Here is a 15,157-nt window from a genome sequence, read left to right as displayed (position 1 = left end):
TCAAGGTCGTGAGCAGAAACCCGGCGGACTGGTATAGGTTCGCTCGAATGACTCCGGCTTCTGACGTGACCGGCTCCGGCCCGGACGTGCTGCTGCTGCACTCGACGGTCTGCGACCGGCGGATGTGGGATCCGCAGGTGCCGTTCCTGGTCGCCGCGGGCCGCCGGGTGATCCGGTGCGACCTGGCCGGGTACGGCGGGTCCCCGGTGCCGGCCGAGGCCTATGACCAGGCGCGCGACGTCGTCGATCTGCTCGACCAGGTCGGCGCCGGCCGCTTCTCGATGGTCGGCGCTTCCGGCGGCGGCATGGTCGCCCTGGAGGTCGCGGCGCGGTGGCCGGAGCGGGTGGACGCGCTGGCGCTGCTGTGCACCGCGATGGCCGGGCACACGCCGAGCCCGGAGCTGCGCGCCTTCGGCGAGCGTGAGAAGGCGCTGCTGGAGGCCGGTGACGTCGCCGGTGCAACTGAGCTGAACGTGGACCTCTGGCTCGGCCCGCAGGCCGGCGAGGCCGTCCGCGCGAAGGTGCGCCTGATGCAGCGTCACGCCTTCGAGGTGCAGCTCGCGGCGACCGAGGACCCGGAGTCGCTGGGCATCGCGGAACCAGACCTGTCCCGGATCACCGCGCGGGCCTTGCTGGTGTCGGGCGCCCACGACCTCCCCGATTTCCGGGAGATCGCGGCGCACCTCGCCACCGTCCTGCCGGCTGCCCGCCACGTCGAGCTGGACTGGGCCGGGCACCTGCCCAGCCTGGAGCGCCCCGACCTAGTCAACGCCCTGCTGGGCGAATTTCTCGGCTGAGGCCGCGGCGAAGCGCATGAAACCCTCCGGGTCGGGGTCGTCCGGGGTGGGTTGCAGCACCACGGTGTCCGCACCGGCCTGCGCCCATCGGCGGATCCGCGCCGCGACCTCCGCCGCGTCCCCGGAGACCAGGCGGTCGTCGGCGGACGGGTAACCCCAGCGCACCCGCTCCCCCTCGAGCCGCTCGGCGGCGCCGGGGCCGGTCGCGACGTGCAGATAGACCACCAGGCGGCCGGCGCCGATCACCGCGCGGGCCTCGCGCACGCGCTCGGGCGTGGTGCCGCCGGCCAGGATCACGCCGTCGCCGTGCTCGCCGGCCAGCCGCAACGTGCGCGGACCCTCCGCACCGACCAGCAGCGACGGCGCCTGCGCCGGCGGCCAGTCGAGTCGCACCCGGTCCAGGCGCACATAACGCCCGTCGAGGCGGACCTCCTCGCCGGCGAGCAGGCCGCGCAACGCGGTGATCTGCTCGCGAAGCAGCGTCATCGGGGACTCCACCCGGGCGCCGACCTGCTCCATCCAGCTCTGCACGCCGTGCCCGACCCCCATCGTGATCCGCCCGGGGAAGAGCCGGTGCAGCGTGGCCGTCTCCATCGCGGTCAGCGCGACGTTGCGCAGCGGCACCGGCACCAGGCCGACACCGACCCGGAGACGCCGGGTCCACGCCAGCACCGCCGCCGCGGTGGTTGTCCCGCTGGTCAGGAAGCAGTCCTCCCAGAGCCACAGCTCGTCGACACCGGCCTCGTCGGCCGCCTCCGCCACGGCGCGGAGCCGCTCCGGCGGGAGCTGCGGCAGGGCCACCACCCCGATCGACGTCATCCGCCGACGCTCCACTCGCGCAGCTGCTCGGCGACCGTGCGGTCGCCGTCGACGCGGATGCCGGACAGCGGGATCCGCCGGTAGAGCGCCAGCACCAGGTCGCTGGCCGTGCCGTGGAACCGGGTGACCGGATCGCCGCCGGCTGCCGGGTCGGTCTGCACGCCGGCCGGCGAGAGGTCGACGGTCCAGGACGGGCCCTCCACCGCGGCGAAGGTGACGCGGGCCGGGCGGTGCGGCCAGGCTCCTCGCGAGGCCAGGCCGACGGAGAGGAACTCGCCGACCCCGTCGACGGCGACCGCGGCCGGAAGCGGCTCGGGCTTGCCGATGGCCTCCTGCGCGTCGAAGGCGTGCACGCCGGCCTCCTGCACCTGATGCCTGGCGACCGCTTGAGCGGTCAGCGGCGCACCGGACCCCGCCCACCAGGCCCAGCTGGGCGATTCCGGCCCGGCGGCACGCAACGCGGCCAGCATCAGCCGGGTGGACGCGGCCGACCACGCCAGCAGGTCGCCGCTCGGGGCCAGGTCACCGAGCTGATCCTCCGGCGGGGGGCCGCCCGCGTCGGCCGCCGCCACGGTCACCGCCCAGAACCGCTGAACACCGCCGACGTGCCCGACGAGGTCACGCAGCGACCAGTCGGGGCAGCCCGGCACCCGGGCCTCCGGGTCGGACGCGGCGGCGGCCGCCTCCCGTAACGCATCGGATCGATCCTCGATCAGGGACAGCAGCTCGGCGAACGGCATCATGCGGGTTTTCTACCACCGGCGTACGACAAAGGGCGGCACGCTGATCGCGTACCGCCCTTTGGATGGCGAAACTCAGACGTTGAAGCCCAGCGCCCGCAGCTGCTCCCGGCCGTCATCGGTGATCTTGTCCGGGCCCCACGGCGGCAGCCAGACCCAGTTGATCCGGAAGTCCTGCACCAGCCCGCCGCCGGGGCCGGTGGTCAGCGCCTGCCGGGTCTGATCCTCGATCACGTCGGTCAGCGGGCAGGCCGCCGACGTCAGCGTCATGTCGAGCGTGGCCACGTTGTCGTCGTCGACGTGGGTGCCGTAGACCAGCCCCAGGTCGACCACGTTGATCCCGAGCTCGGGGTCGACCACGTCCTTCATGGCCTCCTCGACCTCGTCGATCGAGGCCTTCTTGACGGCCGGCTTGCCGGCGTCGGCGGGGACGGCGGCGGCCGCCTCCGCCGCCGGGGATCCCTCCGCCGGAGCCGTCAGGCTGACCTCCGGAGCCTCCACCGGTTCCCCGGCGTCGGCAGCCGCGGCGCGCTCCTCCGCCAGCCAGGTGGGCACTTCCTCTTCCGAGGCGACCGGGGCCGACCCCGGAGCCGTGGCCACGGTCTCGGACAAATTGGTCTCTTGAGCAGCAGTCATGATGCCTTCACCTCCGGGGCAACGCCCACATCCACACCGGCACGGGCCGCGGCGTCCTTGAACGCCATCCACGGCAACAGAGCGCACTTGACCCGGGCCGGGAACTTCGCCACCCCGGCGAAGGCGATCCCGTCGCCGAGCACATCCTCGTCGGGTTCCACCTGGCCACGGCCCTGCATCAGCTCCACGAACGCGTGGAGGACCGCGGCGGCCGACGCCGTGTCGCGACCTTGCAGCAGCTCGTGCAGCACCGACGCCGAGGCCTGGCTGATCGAGCAGCCCAGCCCGTCGTACGAGATCTCGGCGAGGTCCGCCGAGACCCGGACGGTGATCTCGTCACCACAGGTCGGGTTCACGTGGTGCGCCTCGCCGTCGAACGGCTCCCGCAGCCCGCGCCCGTGCGGGTTCTTGTAGTGATCGAGGATGATTTCCTGGTACAACCCGTCGAGCATCAGCCGAACACCTTCCGCACCTGGTCGAGACCGCGCGCGAGGGCGTCGATCTCGGCCGTCGTCGTGTAAAGGTAGAACGAGGCCCGGGTCATCGCCGGCACGCTGAAACGGGAGCAGACCGGCCGCGCGCAGTGGTGGCCGACCCGCACCTCCACTCCGAGCGCGTCGAGGATCTGTCCCACGTCATGGGGGTGTACCCCGTCGACCCCGAACGACACCGTGCCGCCGCGCCCCTCCGGGCTCGCCGGGCCGAAGATCCGCACGCCGGGCACCGCGGTGAGCGCGTCCAGGGCGTACGCCGTGATCTCCTGCTCGTGCCGGTGGACCGCTTCCATGCCCAGCGCGGTGAGGTAGTCCACCGCCGCGCCCAGACCGATGGCCTCGGTGATCGGCGGGGTGCCGGCCTCGAACCGGGCGGGCGGCGCGGCGTAGGTCGTACCCGTCATCGTGACCGTCTCGATCATCGAGCCGCCGGCCAGGAACGGCGGCATCTGCGCGAGCAGGTCGAACCGGCCCCACAGGACGCCGATGCCGGTCGGGCCGAGCATCTTGTGCCCGGTGAACGCGATCAGGTCGGCACCCAGGGCACGCACGTCGAGCGGCAGGTGCGGGACCGACTGCGAGCAGTCCAGCATCAGCAGCGCGCCGGCCTCCCGCGCGCGGGCGGAGATCCGGGACACGTCGTTGATCGTGCCGAGCACGTTCGACATGTGCACGAGCGAAACGATCTTCGTGCGCGGGCCGATCAGGTCGTCGAGCGACGACTCGTCCAGCCGCCCCTCGTCGGTGATCCCGAACCAGCGCAGCGTGGCGCCGGTCCGCTCGCACAGCAACTGCCACGGCACCAGGTTCGAGTGGTGCTCCATCTCGGAGATCACCACCTCGTCGCCCGGACCGAGGCGCAGCATCTGCCCGAGCGAGTACGCGGCCAGGTTGATCGCCTCGGTGGAGTTCTTGGTGAACACCACCTCGTCCGGGCTCGCCGCCCCGATGAAGGCGGCGATGCGGGACCGGGCGCCCTCGTACGCCTCGGTCGACTCGGTGCCGAGCGTGTGCACGGAGCGGGACACGTTGCCGTTGTACCGCTCCTGGTGCGCGCGCATGACGTCGAGCACCTGCACCGGTTTCTGCGAGGTGTTGGCGCTGTCCAGGTAGACCAGCGGGTGGCCGTTGACCTCCCGCTCGAAGATCGGGAAGTCCTTGCGGACCCGCTCGACGTCGAAGCTCATCGGAAAACCCCTATCAGGCCCGGGTGAGGAACTTCTCGTAGCCCTCGGCCTCGAGCTGCTCGGCGAGCTCCGGGCCACCCTCCTGGACGATCTTGCCGCCCACGAAGACGTGCACGAAGTCCGGCTTGATGTAACGCAGGATCCGGGTGTAGTGGGTGATCAGCAGGAAGCCGGTCTCGCCGGTGGCGCGAACCCGGTTCACGCCCTCGGAGACGATCCGCAGCGCGTCGATGTCGAGGCCGGAGTCGGTCTCGTCGAGGATCGCCATCTTCGGCTTCAGCAGCTCGAGCTGCATGATCTCGTGACGCTTCTTCTCACCGCCGGAGAAGCCCTCGTTGACGTTGCGCTGCGCGAACGCCGGGTCCATGTGCAGCTTCTCCATGGCGCCGCGCAGCTCGCCGGCCCAGGTGCGCAGCTTCGGCGCCTCGCCGTCGATCGCCGTCTTCGCGGTCCGCAGGAAGTTCGCCACCGAGACACCGGGCACCTCGACCGGGTACTGCATGGCCAGGAAGAGACCGGCCCGGGCGCGCTCGTCGACGCTCAGCTCGAGCACGTCGGCGCCGTCCAGGGTCACCGTGCCACCGGTGATCTCGTACTTCGGGTGGCCCGCGATCGAGTAGGCCAGGGTCGACTTGCCGGAGCCGTTCGGACCCATGATGGCGTGGGTCTCGCCCGACTTCACGGTCAGGTCGACGCCGGCCAGGATCGGCTTCAGCTCGCCGTCCGGCAGCTTCACCGAAACCTGCAGGTCGCGGATCTCCAGGGTGCTCACGGCTTTACTCCATTGCTCGGGATCGTCGAAACGTAGATGTCGCCGTCGCGGATCTCGACGGGGAAGATCGCCACCGGGTCGATGGCGGGCGGGCCGGAGGGCTCACCGGTGCGCAGGTCGAAGCGGGAGCCGTGCAACCAGCACTCCAGCGTGCAGCCGTCGACCTCGCCCTCGGAGAGGGCCACCGAGGCGTGACTGCACTCGTCGCGGACGGCGTAGAAGTTGTCGTCGTCGGCGTGCACGACCGCGACCTCGACCCCGTCGACCTCCACCTGGAGCGCGGTGCCCTTGGCCACGTCGGACACCGGCCCGACGTACTCGAAGCTCACGAGCCGGACGAGGCCAGCCGGGCCTCGATCGCGTCGCCCAGCCGCTCCCGCAGCTCCTCGACCGGGATCTTGTTGATCAGCTCGGCGAAGAAGCCGCGGACCACCAGCTTGCGCGCCTCCTCCTCGGGGATGCCACGCGCCATCAGGTAGAACAGCTGCTCGTCGTCGAAACGGCCGGTCGCGCTCGCGTGCCCGGCGCCGGCGACCTCGCCGGTCTCGATCTCCAGGTTCGGCACCGAGTCGGCGCGCGCCCCGTCGGTGAGGATGAGGTTCCGGTTGATCTCGTACGTGTCGGTGCCGGTGGCCGCGGCCCGGATCAGCACGTCGCCGACCCAGACCGTGTGCGCCGACGCGCCCTGCAGCGCCCCGCGGTAACCCACGTAGCTGCGGCAGTCCGGCACGCTGTGATCGACCAGCTGGCGGTGCTCGTGGTGCTGGCCGGAGCCGGTGAAGTACAGACCCCACAGCTCGGCGTCGCCACCGCGCCCGGCGTACTCCACGCTGGTGAACTGGCGCACCAGGTCACCGCCGAGGGTGACCTGCACGTGCTGCACCCGGGCGTCCTTGCCGACCCGGAACTTCACGTGCTGCGCCTGCACGGCGTCACGGTCCCACTCGGCGAGCGTCACGAAGGTGAGCTGGGCGCTGTCGCCGAGCACCACCTCGATGTTGTCGGCGAGCGTGACCGAGCCGGTCTGCTGGAGCACGATCGTCGCCTTGGCGAAGTTGCCCACCTTCACATAGGTGCGCGCCGCCGCGGCGTCGCCGCCCTTGCCGGCCAGCCGGATCACCGCCGCCTCGGCCGGCTCGGCCTCGGGCGCCACCTCGATGAGGGTGACCCCGGCAGCCGAGCCGTACGCCAGAGCGCTGATCCGGTCGAACGGCGTGAGCACGTCCGCCACCGACTCGGCGGTCGACACCGTGACGCCGGCCGGCAGGTCGCCGTACTCGACGGACGGCGCGGCGCCGGTCAGCGACGTGGCCTTGACCAGGTCACCCAGCCGCTTGAGAGGGGTGAAGCGCCACTCCTCCTCCAGGCCGTTGAGGGCCCGGAAGTCGGCGACGTCGAAGGAGCGCAGCACCTGCGACTTGGTGCTCGGCGGGGCAATGGCCTCGGTAGTCATCTCGTCCTTTGAATCCGAATCCAACAGAACCGGCTGGTCAGCCGACAGCACCTTCCATTTGGAGCTCGATCAAGCGGTTGAGCTCCAGGGCGTACTCCATCGGCAGTTCCTTGGCGATCGGCTCGATGAAGCCACGCACGATCATCGCCATCGCCTCGTCCTCGGTCAGACCGCGGCTCATCAGGTAGAAGAGCTGGTCCTCGCTGACCTTGGAGACGGTCGCCTCGTGACCCATGTTCACGTCGTCCTCGCGGATGTCGACGTACGGGTACGTGTCCGACCGGGAGATCGTGTCGACGAGCAGCGCGTCGCACTTGACCGTGCTCTTCGAGTTCGACGAGCCCTCCAGCACCTGCACCAGACCGCGGTAACTGGTGCGGCCGCCGCCACGGGCGATCGACTTGGAGATGATGGTCGAGGAGGTGTGCGGCGCGGCGTGCACCATCTTGGCGCCGGAGTCCTGGTGCTGACCCTCGCCGGCCATGGCGATCGAGAGGACCTCGCCCTTGGCGTGCGCGCCGGTCATGTAGACCGCCGGGTACTTCATCGTCACCTTGGAGCCGATGTTGCCGTCGACCCACTCCATGGTCGCGCCCTCTTCGCAGGTGGCGCGCTTGGTGACCAGGTTGTAGACGTTGTTCGACCAGTTCTGGATGGTCGTGTACCGCACCCGGGCGTTCTTCTTCACGACGATCTCGACGACCGCGGAGTGCAGCGAGTCGGACGAGTAGATCGGCGCGGTGCAGCCCTCGACGTAGTGCACGTACGAGTCCTCGTCGGCGATGATCAGGGTCCGCTCGAACTGGCCCATGTTCTCCGTGTTGATCCGGAAGTAGGCCTGCAGCGGGATGTCCACGTGCACGCCCTTCGGCACGTAGATGAACGAGCCGCCGGACCACACGCTGGTGTTCAGCGCGGCGAACTTGTTGTCGCCGACCGGGATGACGGTGCCGAAGTACTCCCTGAAGAGCTCCGGGTGCTCCTTCAGCGCGGTGTCGGTGTCCAGGAACAGCACGCCCTGCGCCTCGAGGTCCTCACGGATCGCGTGATAGACGACCTCGGACTCGTACTGCGCGGCGACGCCGGCGACCAGGCGCTGCTTCTCCGCCTCCGGGATGCCGAGCTTGTCGTAGGTGGCCTTGATGTCCTCGGGCAGGTCCTCCCAGGAAGCGGCCTGCTTCTCGGTGGAGCGCACGAAGTACTTGATGTTCTGGAAGTCGATCCCGGTGAGGTCGGCGCCCCAGTTCGGCATCGGCTTGCGGTCGAACAGGCGCAGGCCCTTCAGCCGCAGGTCGAGCATCCACTGCGGCTCGCTCTTCAGCCCGGAGATGTTGCGCACCACCGCCTCGGACAGACCACGCTGAGCAGTCGCGCCCGCGGTGTCGCTGTCGGCCCAGCCGTACTCGTACCGACCAAGAGCGGCGAGGTGCTCTTCCTGAGTGACGATCTGGTCAGTCATGTATCTGTCCTAACCGAGCTAGTTGTCTTCAGTCCGATTTGCGGAAGGTGGGTGGGGTGGTCGGATGGGGTGGCTGGAATGTGCGTGGTGCACACCCCATCGCCGTGTGCGATGGTGGCGAGGCGCTGCACGTGGGTGCCGATGAGCCGGGAGATGACTTCGGTCTCGGCGTCGCACAGCTGAGGAAACTCGGCGGCCACGTGCGCCACCGGGCAGTGATGCTGACACAGCTGCCCGCCGGACGCGATCGTGGTCGCGTTGGCAGCGTAGCCTTCCGCGGTCAGCGCGTCGGCGAGTGCCTCGGCCCGTGCGAACGGGTCGTCCCCGGCGGACATCAGCGCCGCCCGGAGCCGCTCCTCGAGGGCGGCGACCTGGGACGAGGCGAAGGCACTGACCGCCTCCGGCCCGTGGTGCTCGGCGATCCAGCGCAGCGCGGCGGTCGCGATGCCGTCGTAGTGGTGCGGGAAGCTCTCCCGGGCCGCGGCGGTCAGCATGAAGCTCTTGGCGGGACGCCCCCGCCCGCGCGGACCGGTCCGGCGGACCTCACGGGTCTCCACCAGTTCCTCGGCGAGCATCGCGTCGAGGTGCTTGCGGATGGCCGCCGGGCTGAGCCCCAGCTCGGCGCCGAGCTCGGCCGCGGTGGCGGTGCCACGCTCCAGCAACAGCTGGGCGACCCGGTCACGCGTGCGCCCGTCCGACGCGGGGGCAGACGCCACCGCACCGGTCCGTAGCAGCACCTCGTTTTTCACTACGCCAACGTTACGTATTTCCGTCGGCCGCTGCAAACCGAACCCCGGTGATCCGTCCCACCGGTTGCCGAGCTGCGAAAATCAAGGTCCGGCCACGGGCGTACGATGCCCGCGTGTCCGCTTCGACGTCGTGGCTCGGCCGCACCCGCCTCGCCCAGCGCCTGAGTGCCTCCCTGCGCGGGCTGGCCCTGGCCTCACTGGTCGCCAACGTGGCGCTGATCGTCACCGGCGCCGCGGTCCGGCTGACCAATTCCGGTCTCGGTTGCCCGACCTGGCCCCGATGCACCGACGACTCGTACACCACCACACCCGAGATGGGTATTCACGGTGTCATCGAGTTCGGCAACCGGCTGCTCACCTTCGTGCTGGTCGGCCTCGCGATCGCCTGCTTCCTCGGCGCACTCGGCCGGGGCCGCCGCTCGCTGATCATCCTCTCGATGGCGGTCGCGCTCGGCATCCCCGGGCAGGGCGTGATCGGCGGCATCACGGTGCTGACCAACCTCAACCCGTGGGTGGTCGGCCTGCACTTCATCCTGTCGATCGCGCTGATCGCCGGCTGCTACGCACTCTGGCGGCGGGTCAGCGAGGGCGACGGCGCACCGGTCTCCCTGGTGCCCGCCCCGCTGCGCACGCTCGCCCGGATCACCGCGCTGGTCAGCTTCGCCGTGATCGCCGCCGGCGTCGTCGTCACCGGCAGCGGTCCACACTCCGGTGACCAGGGCGCCAAGCGCAACGACCTCGACCCCGCCACCGTCTCCCAGGTCCACGCCGACCTGGTCTTCCTGCTCATCGGTCTCTCAGTCGCGATGTGGTTCGCCCTGCGCGCCGTCGACGCCCCCGCCCCCGCCGTCAAGGCCGCCGCGGTGCTGATCGCCGTCGAGCTGAGCCAAGGCCTGATCGGCTTCGTGCAGTACTTCACGCACCTGCCGGTCGCCCTCGTCGCCGCCCACATGCTCGGCTCCGGCCTGGTCTGGACCTCGACGCTGGCGATGCTCTGGTCCCTGCGCACCCGTCCCGCCCGCACCCCCACCGCGCCGGCCGGCCGCCCGATCGCCAAGGAACCCGTCACCACCGCGTGACGCTCTTCCACACCCCTGATCTGGTACGACCAATGCCCGGTCCCGTACCCACACGCGACCCACTGCCCACTCACGCCTTTGCCCCCCCCGCCGGGCTGAGCTGCCAGCTCAGCGTGTGAAGTCACGGCTCGATTCGCACCCCAACTTCACACACCAAGCCCGCCCGAGCGATCCCGCCGGAGGCAGAGCCGGCGCAAGAACGCGAAAGCCGGCCCCGCGAATCAGCGGGACCGGCGATCAGCGCACGAATGCCTCAGAGGCGGGTGATGATGGCGTCGGCCAGACGGGCCGCCGACCCCGGAGCCGTCGAGAAGAACAACGACGGCTCCGTCAGCTCGAGCTCGACCAGCCGAGGCTCACCATCAGGCCCGGGGATCAGGTCGACCCGGGCATAGAGCAGCCGTTTCGCCCCGCCGGGAATCGCGGCCAGAACTCGTTCGGCGACCTCCAGCTCGGTGGCGGACGGGGTGCGCGGCGTGATGTGTTCGTCCATCATCTCGCGGGCGCCCTCGCCGGGCCCGGCCAGCATCGAGCCCTTACGGATGGCGTGGCTGAAGGTCAGCTCGCCGTTCGCGTCGGGGGTGCAGAGGACAGCGGTCTCGCCGGCGGTGTCGACGGCGGCCAGGAACGGCTGGATCATCGCCGTGCGGCCGCCCTCGACGAGCCGCTCGACGTGCGCCCGGGCCAGGTCGTGCTGCTCGGGGAAGCGGTAACGCCCGGTGTCCTGGCTGCCGGCGCTGACGGTCGGCTTGATCACCCAGTCGCCCTCGGCGGGTGGGTCCCAGCTCTCGTCGGGTGCGACGAAGTCGGTCGGGATGATCGGGATCCCGGCCGCGGCCAGTTCGCGCAGGTACGTCTTGTCGGTGTTCCAGACGACGATGTCGGCCGGGTTGGCCAGGCGTGGCACGGACTGCGCCCAGGCGATGAACTCGTCGTGCCGGGCGACGTAGTCCCAGGGTGAGCGGATCACGTTGAGGTCGTAACCGGCCCAGTCGGCGTCCGGGTCGTCCCAGCGCAACACGTCGACGATCACCCCGCGTTCACGGAGCGCGTCGCGAATGGGGAAGTCGTCCTCCCAGAGGTCGGGGAACCGGGCGCAGGTGACCAGCGAGACGCGGAATTCGTGGCTCACTAGCGGGCCATGCTGCGACGGGCCATGGAACGCCACAGGTCGTTGCTGGGGCGCATCTGCTCGAGGAGCTCGCGCTCCCACTCGTTCTCCACCGCCACGCCGGCGTGCTCACAGGCCTTCCGGGCCGTGCTCGTGTCCTGGGCGAACTGGTCGGACCACTCGCCGTCCTCTCCCACGAGGACGATGCGGGCGCCGCGCTTACCGACGTACTCCACCACCGCCTTCGCACCGCCGTGCTCGGCGGCGAAGGACTTGATGTCGGAGGTCAGTGTCGAAACGGAACCTTCTGCCATGCGTCGCAGCCTAAGAGGTGATCCTGGGCGTTCGGGGTATCCCGCGGGTGTTTTGTGACTCCCATTACCAGCAGGTTTCAAGCTCAGGGCCGTTATTTTGCGGAATTAAGCCCGTTTTGTTCCCACGCCGTGAATCAAGCCTTCGAGTGACGGACAGCAACCAACAGGAGCGGCAATCCGGGCATCCTGTGCGACGCCCGGCTCACCCGACGAGCGCGTCGACCGCCACCGCCATGAAGAGGACGGTGAGGTAGGTGATGGAGAGGTGGAACAGCCGCATCGGCTTGACCGGGGTGCCGGCGCGGGCGCGGTGGACCAGCCGGATCGCCTCGGCGAGGAAGACCGCGCCCATCACGATCGCGGTGATGCCGTAGATGAGGCCGATGCTGTGACCCAGCGGCCAGACCACCAGGGAGGCGACCACAGTGAGGACTGTGTAGACGAGGATCTCGAAGTTCACCCGCGCCATCGAGCGGACCACGGGGAGCATCGGCACACCGGCCCGCGCATAGTCGTCCTTGTACTTCACCGCGAGCGCATAGAAGTGCGGCATCTGCCAAAAGAAGACAACCGCAAAAAGCGCCCACGCCATCGGCGAGATGGTGCCGGTCACCGCGGCCCAGCCGATCAGCACCGGCGCCGCGCCGCACACTCCACCCCAGAACGTGTTGGCCGGGGTGCGCCGCTTCAGCCACAGGGTGTAGACGACGTCGTAGTAGAAGATCGACGCGACGGTGAGGACGGTCGCCAACAGGTTGGTGAAGGCGCCCATCAGCGCGACCGAGACGACCGCCAGCGTGAGGCCGAAGATCAGCACGGCCCGCGGGGTGATCTGGTGTGCCGGGAGCGGACGGCGCTTGGTCCGCCGCATCAGCTCGTCGATGTCCCGGTCGATGTAGCAGTTGAGCGCACTCGCCGCGCCGCCCGCCAGCGCGCCGCCGATCAGCACGACGGCGAAGGTCTTCGCGTCCGGCCAGCCGCCCGCCGCCAGCATCATCGTGGGCACCGTGGTGACCAGCAGCAACTCGACGATCTGCGGCTTGGTCAACGCCAGGTAGGCCCGGAGAACCGCCATCCGGTCACGCCGGGTCCCGACGCGTGGCTCGCTCGAAGCGCGCTCCACCTCGCCGGGCGCCCGTCGATTGACGGGACGCTCGGTGATCATGCTCACGGACAGCCACCTTCCGGCATCGGCTCTGTTTCGCGGCCGTTGCCGGGTGACGACCCGGCGGCCCGCCCGGACAGCCTACGCGCAGCCGTCTCCGCTGCTCGGGGCACCCGGTTCTGGTGCAGGCGATCACAGGTGCTGAACCGCCGTGTCCGCTCACAGCGTATGTGCCTGAGGCGTTCACTGCGCACGTGTTTAGCCCGACTGGATAGGGTCAAGCCGAAAAGGGTTCCATAATTTGCCGAGGAGCAGAACCGACGTGGCTGCCACAGATCTCAACTGGTCCGACCTCGACCGCAAGGCCGTGGACACCGTCCGGGTCCTGGCCATGGACGCCGTGGAGAAGGCCGGCAACGGTCACCCCGGCACCGCCATGAGCCTCGCCCCGGCCGCCTATCTGCTGTTCAACCGCGTCATGCGGCACGACCCGACGGATCCGCACTGGACCGGGCGGGACCGGTTCGTGCTCAGCTGCGGGCACTCGAGCCTGACCCTCTACATTCAGTTGTTCCTCAGCGGTTACAGCCTGTCGCTGGACGACCTGAAGTCGCTGCGCCAGTGGGACTCGCTGACCCCCGGCCACCCCGAGTTCGGGCACACTCCCGGCGTCGAGATCACCACCGGCCCGCTGGGCCAGGGCATCGGCAACGCGGTCGGCATGGCGATGGCCGCCCGCCGCGAGCGCGGTCTGTTCGACCCGGACGCCGCGCCGGGCGACTCGCCGTTCGATCACCACGTCTACTCGATCGCCTCGGACGGTGACATCGAGGAGGGCGTCAGCCACGAGTCGAGCGCGATCGCGTCCGTGCAGAAGCTCGGCAACCTCGTGGTGATCTACGACGACAACCAGATCTCCATCGAGGACGACACCCGGATCGCGAAGTCCGAGGACGTCGGCGCGCGCTACGAGGCGTACGGCTGGCACGTGCAGACGGTCGACTGGCGCGCCTCCGACCCGTACACCGAGGACGTCGAGGCGCTCTGGAACGCGCTCCAGGAGGCCAAGTCGGTCACCGACCGGCCGTCGTTCATCGTGCTCAAGACGGTCATCGGCTGGCCGGCGCCGAACAAGCAGAACACCGGCAAGATCCACGGCTCCGCGCTGGGCGCCGACGAGGTGACCGCCACCAAGAAGCTGCTCGGCTTCGAGTCCGAGCCGTTCGCCATCGACGAGGCGGTCGTCAAGCACGCCCACCAGGTCGTCGACCGGGGCCGCGCGGCCCGCGCCGAGTGGCAGAAGGCGTTCGACGCCTGGGCCGCCGGCAACGCCGAGGCGAAGGCGCTGTTCGACCGGCTCACCGCCAAGCAGCTGCCGGAGGGCTGGCACAACGCGCTGCCGGAGTTCCCGGCCGACGCCAAGGGCCTGGCCACCCGCGCCGCGTCCGGCAAGATCCTGGAGGCGCTCGCCCCGGTCCTGCCGGAGCTGTGGGGCGGATCCGCCGACCTGGCGGAGAGCAACAACACCACGATGAAGGGCGAGCCGTCCTTCATCCCCGCGGAGTACGCGACCAAGGAGTTCCCCGGCCACGAGTACGGCCGGACCCTGCACTTCGGCATCCGCGAGCACGGCATGGGCTCGATCCTCAACGGCATCGCGGTGCACGGCGGCACCCGCCCGTACGGCGGCACCTTCCTGGTGTTCAGCGACTACATGCGCGGCGCGGTGCGGCTCTCCGCGCTGATGAAGCTGCCGGTCATCTTCGTGTGGACGCACGACTCGATCGGCCTCGGCGAGGACGGCCCGACGCACCAGCCGATCGAGACGCTGACCGCGCTGCGCGCCATCGTCGGCCTCGACGTGGTCCGGCCGGCCGACGCCAACGAGACGGTGTACGCGTGGCGGGGCGCCCTGGAGCACACCGACCGCCCGACCGCGCTCGCGCTGTCCCGGCAGAACCTGCCCACCATCGACCGGACGAAGTACGCGTCCGCCGAGGGCACGCTCAAGGGCGGCTACATCCTCTCCGAGGCGTCCGGCGGCACCCCGAAGGTGATCCTGATCGCCAGCGGGTCCGAGGTCGAGCACGCTCTCACCGCGCAGGAGCGCCTGGAGGCCGAGGGCACCCCGACCCGGGTCGTCTCGATGCCGTGCCAGGAGTGGTTCTTCCAGCAGGACACCGCGTACCAGCAGGAGGTCCTGCCCCGCGGGGTCAAGGCGCGGGTCACCGTCGAGGCCGGCATCCGGATGAGCTGGGACCGCATCCTCGGCGACGCCGGCGAGGCGGTCAGCATCGAGCACTACGGCGCCAGCGCCCCCGCCAAGATCCTCTTCCAGCAGTTCGGCTTCACCGCCGACAACGTCGTCGCGAAGGCCAACGCCTCCCTGGCGAAGGTCGGCGAGATCACCGGCCACAAGACGGGCAACTGACAACAGGAGTT

16 protein-coding genes are annotated in these 15,157 nt (G+C 70.0%); 3 read left to right on the top strand and 13 right to left on the bottom strand.

What is annotated here, in order from left to right; translation table 11 throughout:
- Positions 1-47 precede the first annotated feature (47 nt).
- Positions 48-797: an alpha/beta fold hydrolase gene (locus tag AC0NH5_RS21100; RefSeq protein WP_474406388.1), complete on the top strand. Its 750-nt coding sequence runs from the start codon at positions 48-50 to the stop codon at positions 795-797.
- Here AC0NH5_RS21100 and AC0NH5_RS21095 read toward each other — a convergent pair.
- The 10 genes from AC0NH5_RS21095 to AC0NH5_RS21050 form a co-directional block, all read right to left on the bottom strand.
- Positions 762-1,616, bottom strand: a complete 855-nt coding sequence (locus tag AC0NH5_RS21095; protein ID WP_474406386.1) for an LLM class flavin-dependent oxidoreductase — start codon at positions 1,614-1,616, stop codon at positions 762-764. The two genes, AC0NH5_RS21100 and AC0NH5_RS21095, sit on opposite strands and share 36 nt — an antisense overlap.
- Positions 1,613-2,359 carry a maleylpyruvate isomerase family mycothiol-dependent enzyme gene (locus tag AC0NH5_RS21090; RefSeq protein WP_474406383.1) on the bottom strand — a complete coding sequence of 249 codons (747 nt, stop codon included), beginning with the start codon at positions 2,357-2,359 and terminating at the stop codon, positions 1,613-1,615. The genes AC0NH5_RS21095 and AC0NH5_RS21090 overlap by 4 nt, the downstream gene beginning before the upstream one ends.
- Positions 2,360-2,431: 72 nt before the next feature.
- On the bottom strand, positions 2,432-2,836 hold the full coding sequence (locus AC0NH5_RS21085; RefSeq protein WP_474406633.1) for a metal-sulfur cluster assembly factor: 405 nt from the start codon (positions 2,834-2,836) through the stop codon (positions 2,432-2,434).
- A 152-nt stretch (positions 2,837-2,988) separates the two neighbouring features.
- Positions 2,989-3,447: a Fe-S cluster assembly sulfur transfer protein SufU gene (gene sufU, locus AC0NH5_RS21080; RefSeq protein ID WP_474406630.1), complete on the bottom strand. Its 459-nt coding sequence runs from the start codon at positions 3,445-3,447 to the stop codon at positions 2,989-2,991.
- Positions 3,444-4,673, bottom strand: coding sequence for a cysteine desulfurase (locus tag AC0NH5_RS21075; protein ID WP_474406381.1), 1,230 nt, complete (start codon positions 4,671-4,673; stop codon positions 3,444-3,446). The genes sufU and AC0NH5_RS21075 overlap by 4 nt, the downstream gene beginning before the upstream one ends.
- A gap of 13 nt (positions 4,674-4,686) precedes the next feature.
- Positions 4,687-5,445, bottom strand: a complete 759-nt coding sequence (sufC, locus tag AC0NH5_RS21070; RefSeq protein WP_474406380.1) for a Fe-S cluster assembly ATPase SufC — start codon at positions 5,443-5,445, stop codon at positions 4,687-4,689.
- A complete protein-coding gene (locus AC0NH5_RS21065; RefSeq protein ID WP_474406378.1) occupies positions 5,442-5,774 on the bottom strand; it encodes a non-heme iron oxygenase ferredoxin subunit in 333 nt (110 codons plus the stop codon). The genes sufC and AC0NH5_RS21065 overlap by 4 nt, the downstream gene beginning before the upstream one ends.
- Entirely contained in the window at positions 5,771-6,898 is a 1,128-nt protein-coding gene (gene sufD / locus AC0NH5_RS21060) for a Fe-S cluster assembly protein SufD (RefSeq protein WP_474406376.1), read from the bottom strand. Before sufD ends, AC0NH5_RS21065 begins: the two co-directional genes overlap by 4 nt.
- Before the next feature lie 37 nt (positions 6,899-6,935).
- Entirely contained in the window at positions 6,936-8,357 is a 1,422-nt protein-coding gene (gene sufB / locus AC0NH5_RS21055) for a Fe-S cluster assembly protein SufB (protein WP_474406374.1), read from the bottom strand.
- The gene (locus tag AC0NH5_RS21050; protein ID WP_474406373.1) at positions 8,354-9,106 is read right to left on the bottom strand and encodes a helix-turn-helix transcriptional regulator; all 753 of its coding nucleotides are present in this window, start codon (positions 9,104-9,106) and stop codon (positions 8,354-8,356) included. Before AC0NH5_RS21050 ends, sufB begins: the two co-directional genes overlap by 4 nt.
- 113 nt (positions 9,107-9,219) lie before the next feature.
- Between AC0NH5_RS21050 and AC0NH5_RS21045 the strand changes: the two genes are divergently transcribed.
- Entirely contained in the window at positions 9,220-10,185 is a 966-nt protein-coding gene (locus tag AC0NH5_RS21045) for a COX15/CtaA family protein (protein ID WP_474406372.1), read from the top strand.
- 253 nt (positions 10,186-10,438) lie between these two features.
- Here the strand turns inward: AC0NH5_RS21045 and AC0NH5_RS21040 are convergent, their stop codons facing one another.
- From AC0NH5_RS21040 to AC0NH5_RS21030, 3 genes are all read right to left on the bottom strand, one after another.
- A complete protein-coding gene (locus AC0NH5_RS21040; protein WP_474406370.1) occupies positions 10,439-11,317 on the bottom strand; it encodes an ATP-grasp domain-containing protein in 879 nt (292 codons plus the stop codon).
- Positions 11,317-11,610 (bottom strand): hypothetical protein, encoded by a 294-nt coding sequence (locus AC0NH5_RS21035; RefSeq protein WP_474406369.1) that lies wholly within the window; start codon positions 11,608-11,610, stop codon positions 11,317-11,319. The genes AC0NH5_RS21040 and AC0NH5_RS21035 overlap by 1 nt, the downstream gene beginning before the upstream one ends.
- Before the next feature lie 202 nt (positions 11,611-11,812).
- Positions 11,813-12,775 (bottom strand): heme o synthase, encoded by a 963-nt coding sequence (locus AC0NH5_RS21030; protein ID WP_474406627.1) that lies wholly within the window; start codon positions 12,773-12,775, stop codon positions 11,813-11,815.
- A gap of 262 nt (positions 12,776-13,037) precedes the next feature.
- Between AC0NH5_RS21030 and tkt the strand changes: the two genes are divergently transcribed.
- Entirely contained in the window at positions 13,038-15,146 is a 2,109-nt protein-coding gene (gene tkt, locus AC0NH5_RS21025; protein ID WP_474406368.1) for a transketolase, read from the top strand.
- The last annotated feature ends 11 nt before the right edge of the window (positions 15,147-15,157 follow it).

The sequence above is a fragment of the Actinoplanes sp. 13 genome, assembly GCF_056134165.1.
This window is presented reverse-complemented; position numbering and strand designations above follow the sequence as displayed.

What these genes read in the sequence shown, in the direction of transcription:
- AC0NH5_RS21100 (WP_474406388.1), top strand. Translation starts at nt 48, where the DNA reads ATGACTCCGGCTTCTGACGTGACCGGCTCCGGCCCGGACGTGCTGCTG.
- AC0NH5_RS21095 (WP_474406386.1), bottom strand. Translation starts at nt 1,616, where the DNA reads ATGACGTCGATCGGGGTGGTGGCCCTGCCGCAGCTCCCGCCGGAGCGG.
- AC0NH5_RS21090 (WP_474406383.1), bottom strand. Translation starts at nt 2,359, where the DNA reads ATGATGCCGTTCGCCGAGCTGCTGTCCCTGATCGAGGATCGATCCGAT.
- AC0NH5_RS21075 (WP_474406381.1), bottom strand. Translation starts at nt 4,673, where the DNA reads ATGAGCTTCGACGTCGAGCGGGTCCGCAAGGACTTCCCGATCTTCGAG.
- sufD (WP_474406376.1), bottom strand. Translation starts at nt 6,898, where the DNA reads ATGACTACCGAGGCCATTGCCCCGCCGAGCACCAAGTCGCAGGTGCTG.
- sufB (WP_474406374.1), bottom strand. Translation starts at nt 8,357, where the DNA reads ATGACTGACCAGATCGTCACTCAGGAAGAGCACCTCGCCGCTCTTGGT.
- AC0NH5_RS21035 (WP_474406369.1), bottom strand. Translation starts at nt 11,610, where the DNA reads ATGGCAGAAGGTTCCGTTTCGACACTGACCTCCGACATCAAGTCCTTC.
- AC0NH5_RS21030 (WP_474406627.1), bottom strand. Translation starts at nt 12,775, where the DNA reads ATGATCACCGAGCGTCCCGTCAATCGACGGGCGCCCGGCGAGGTGGAG.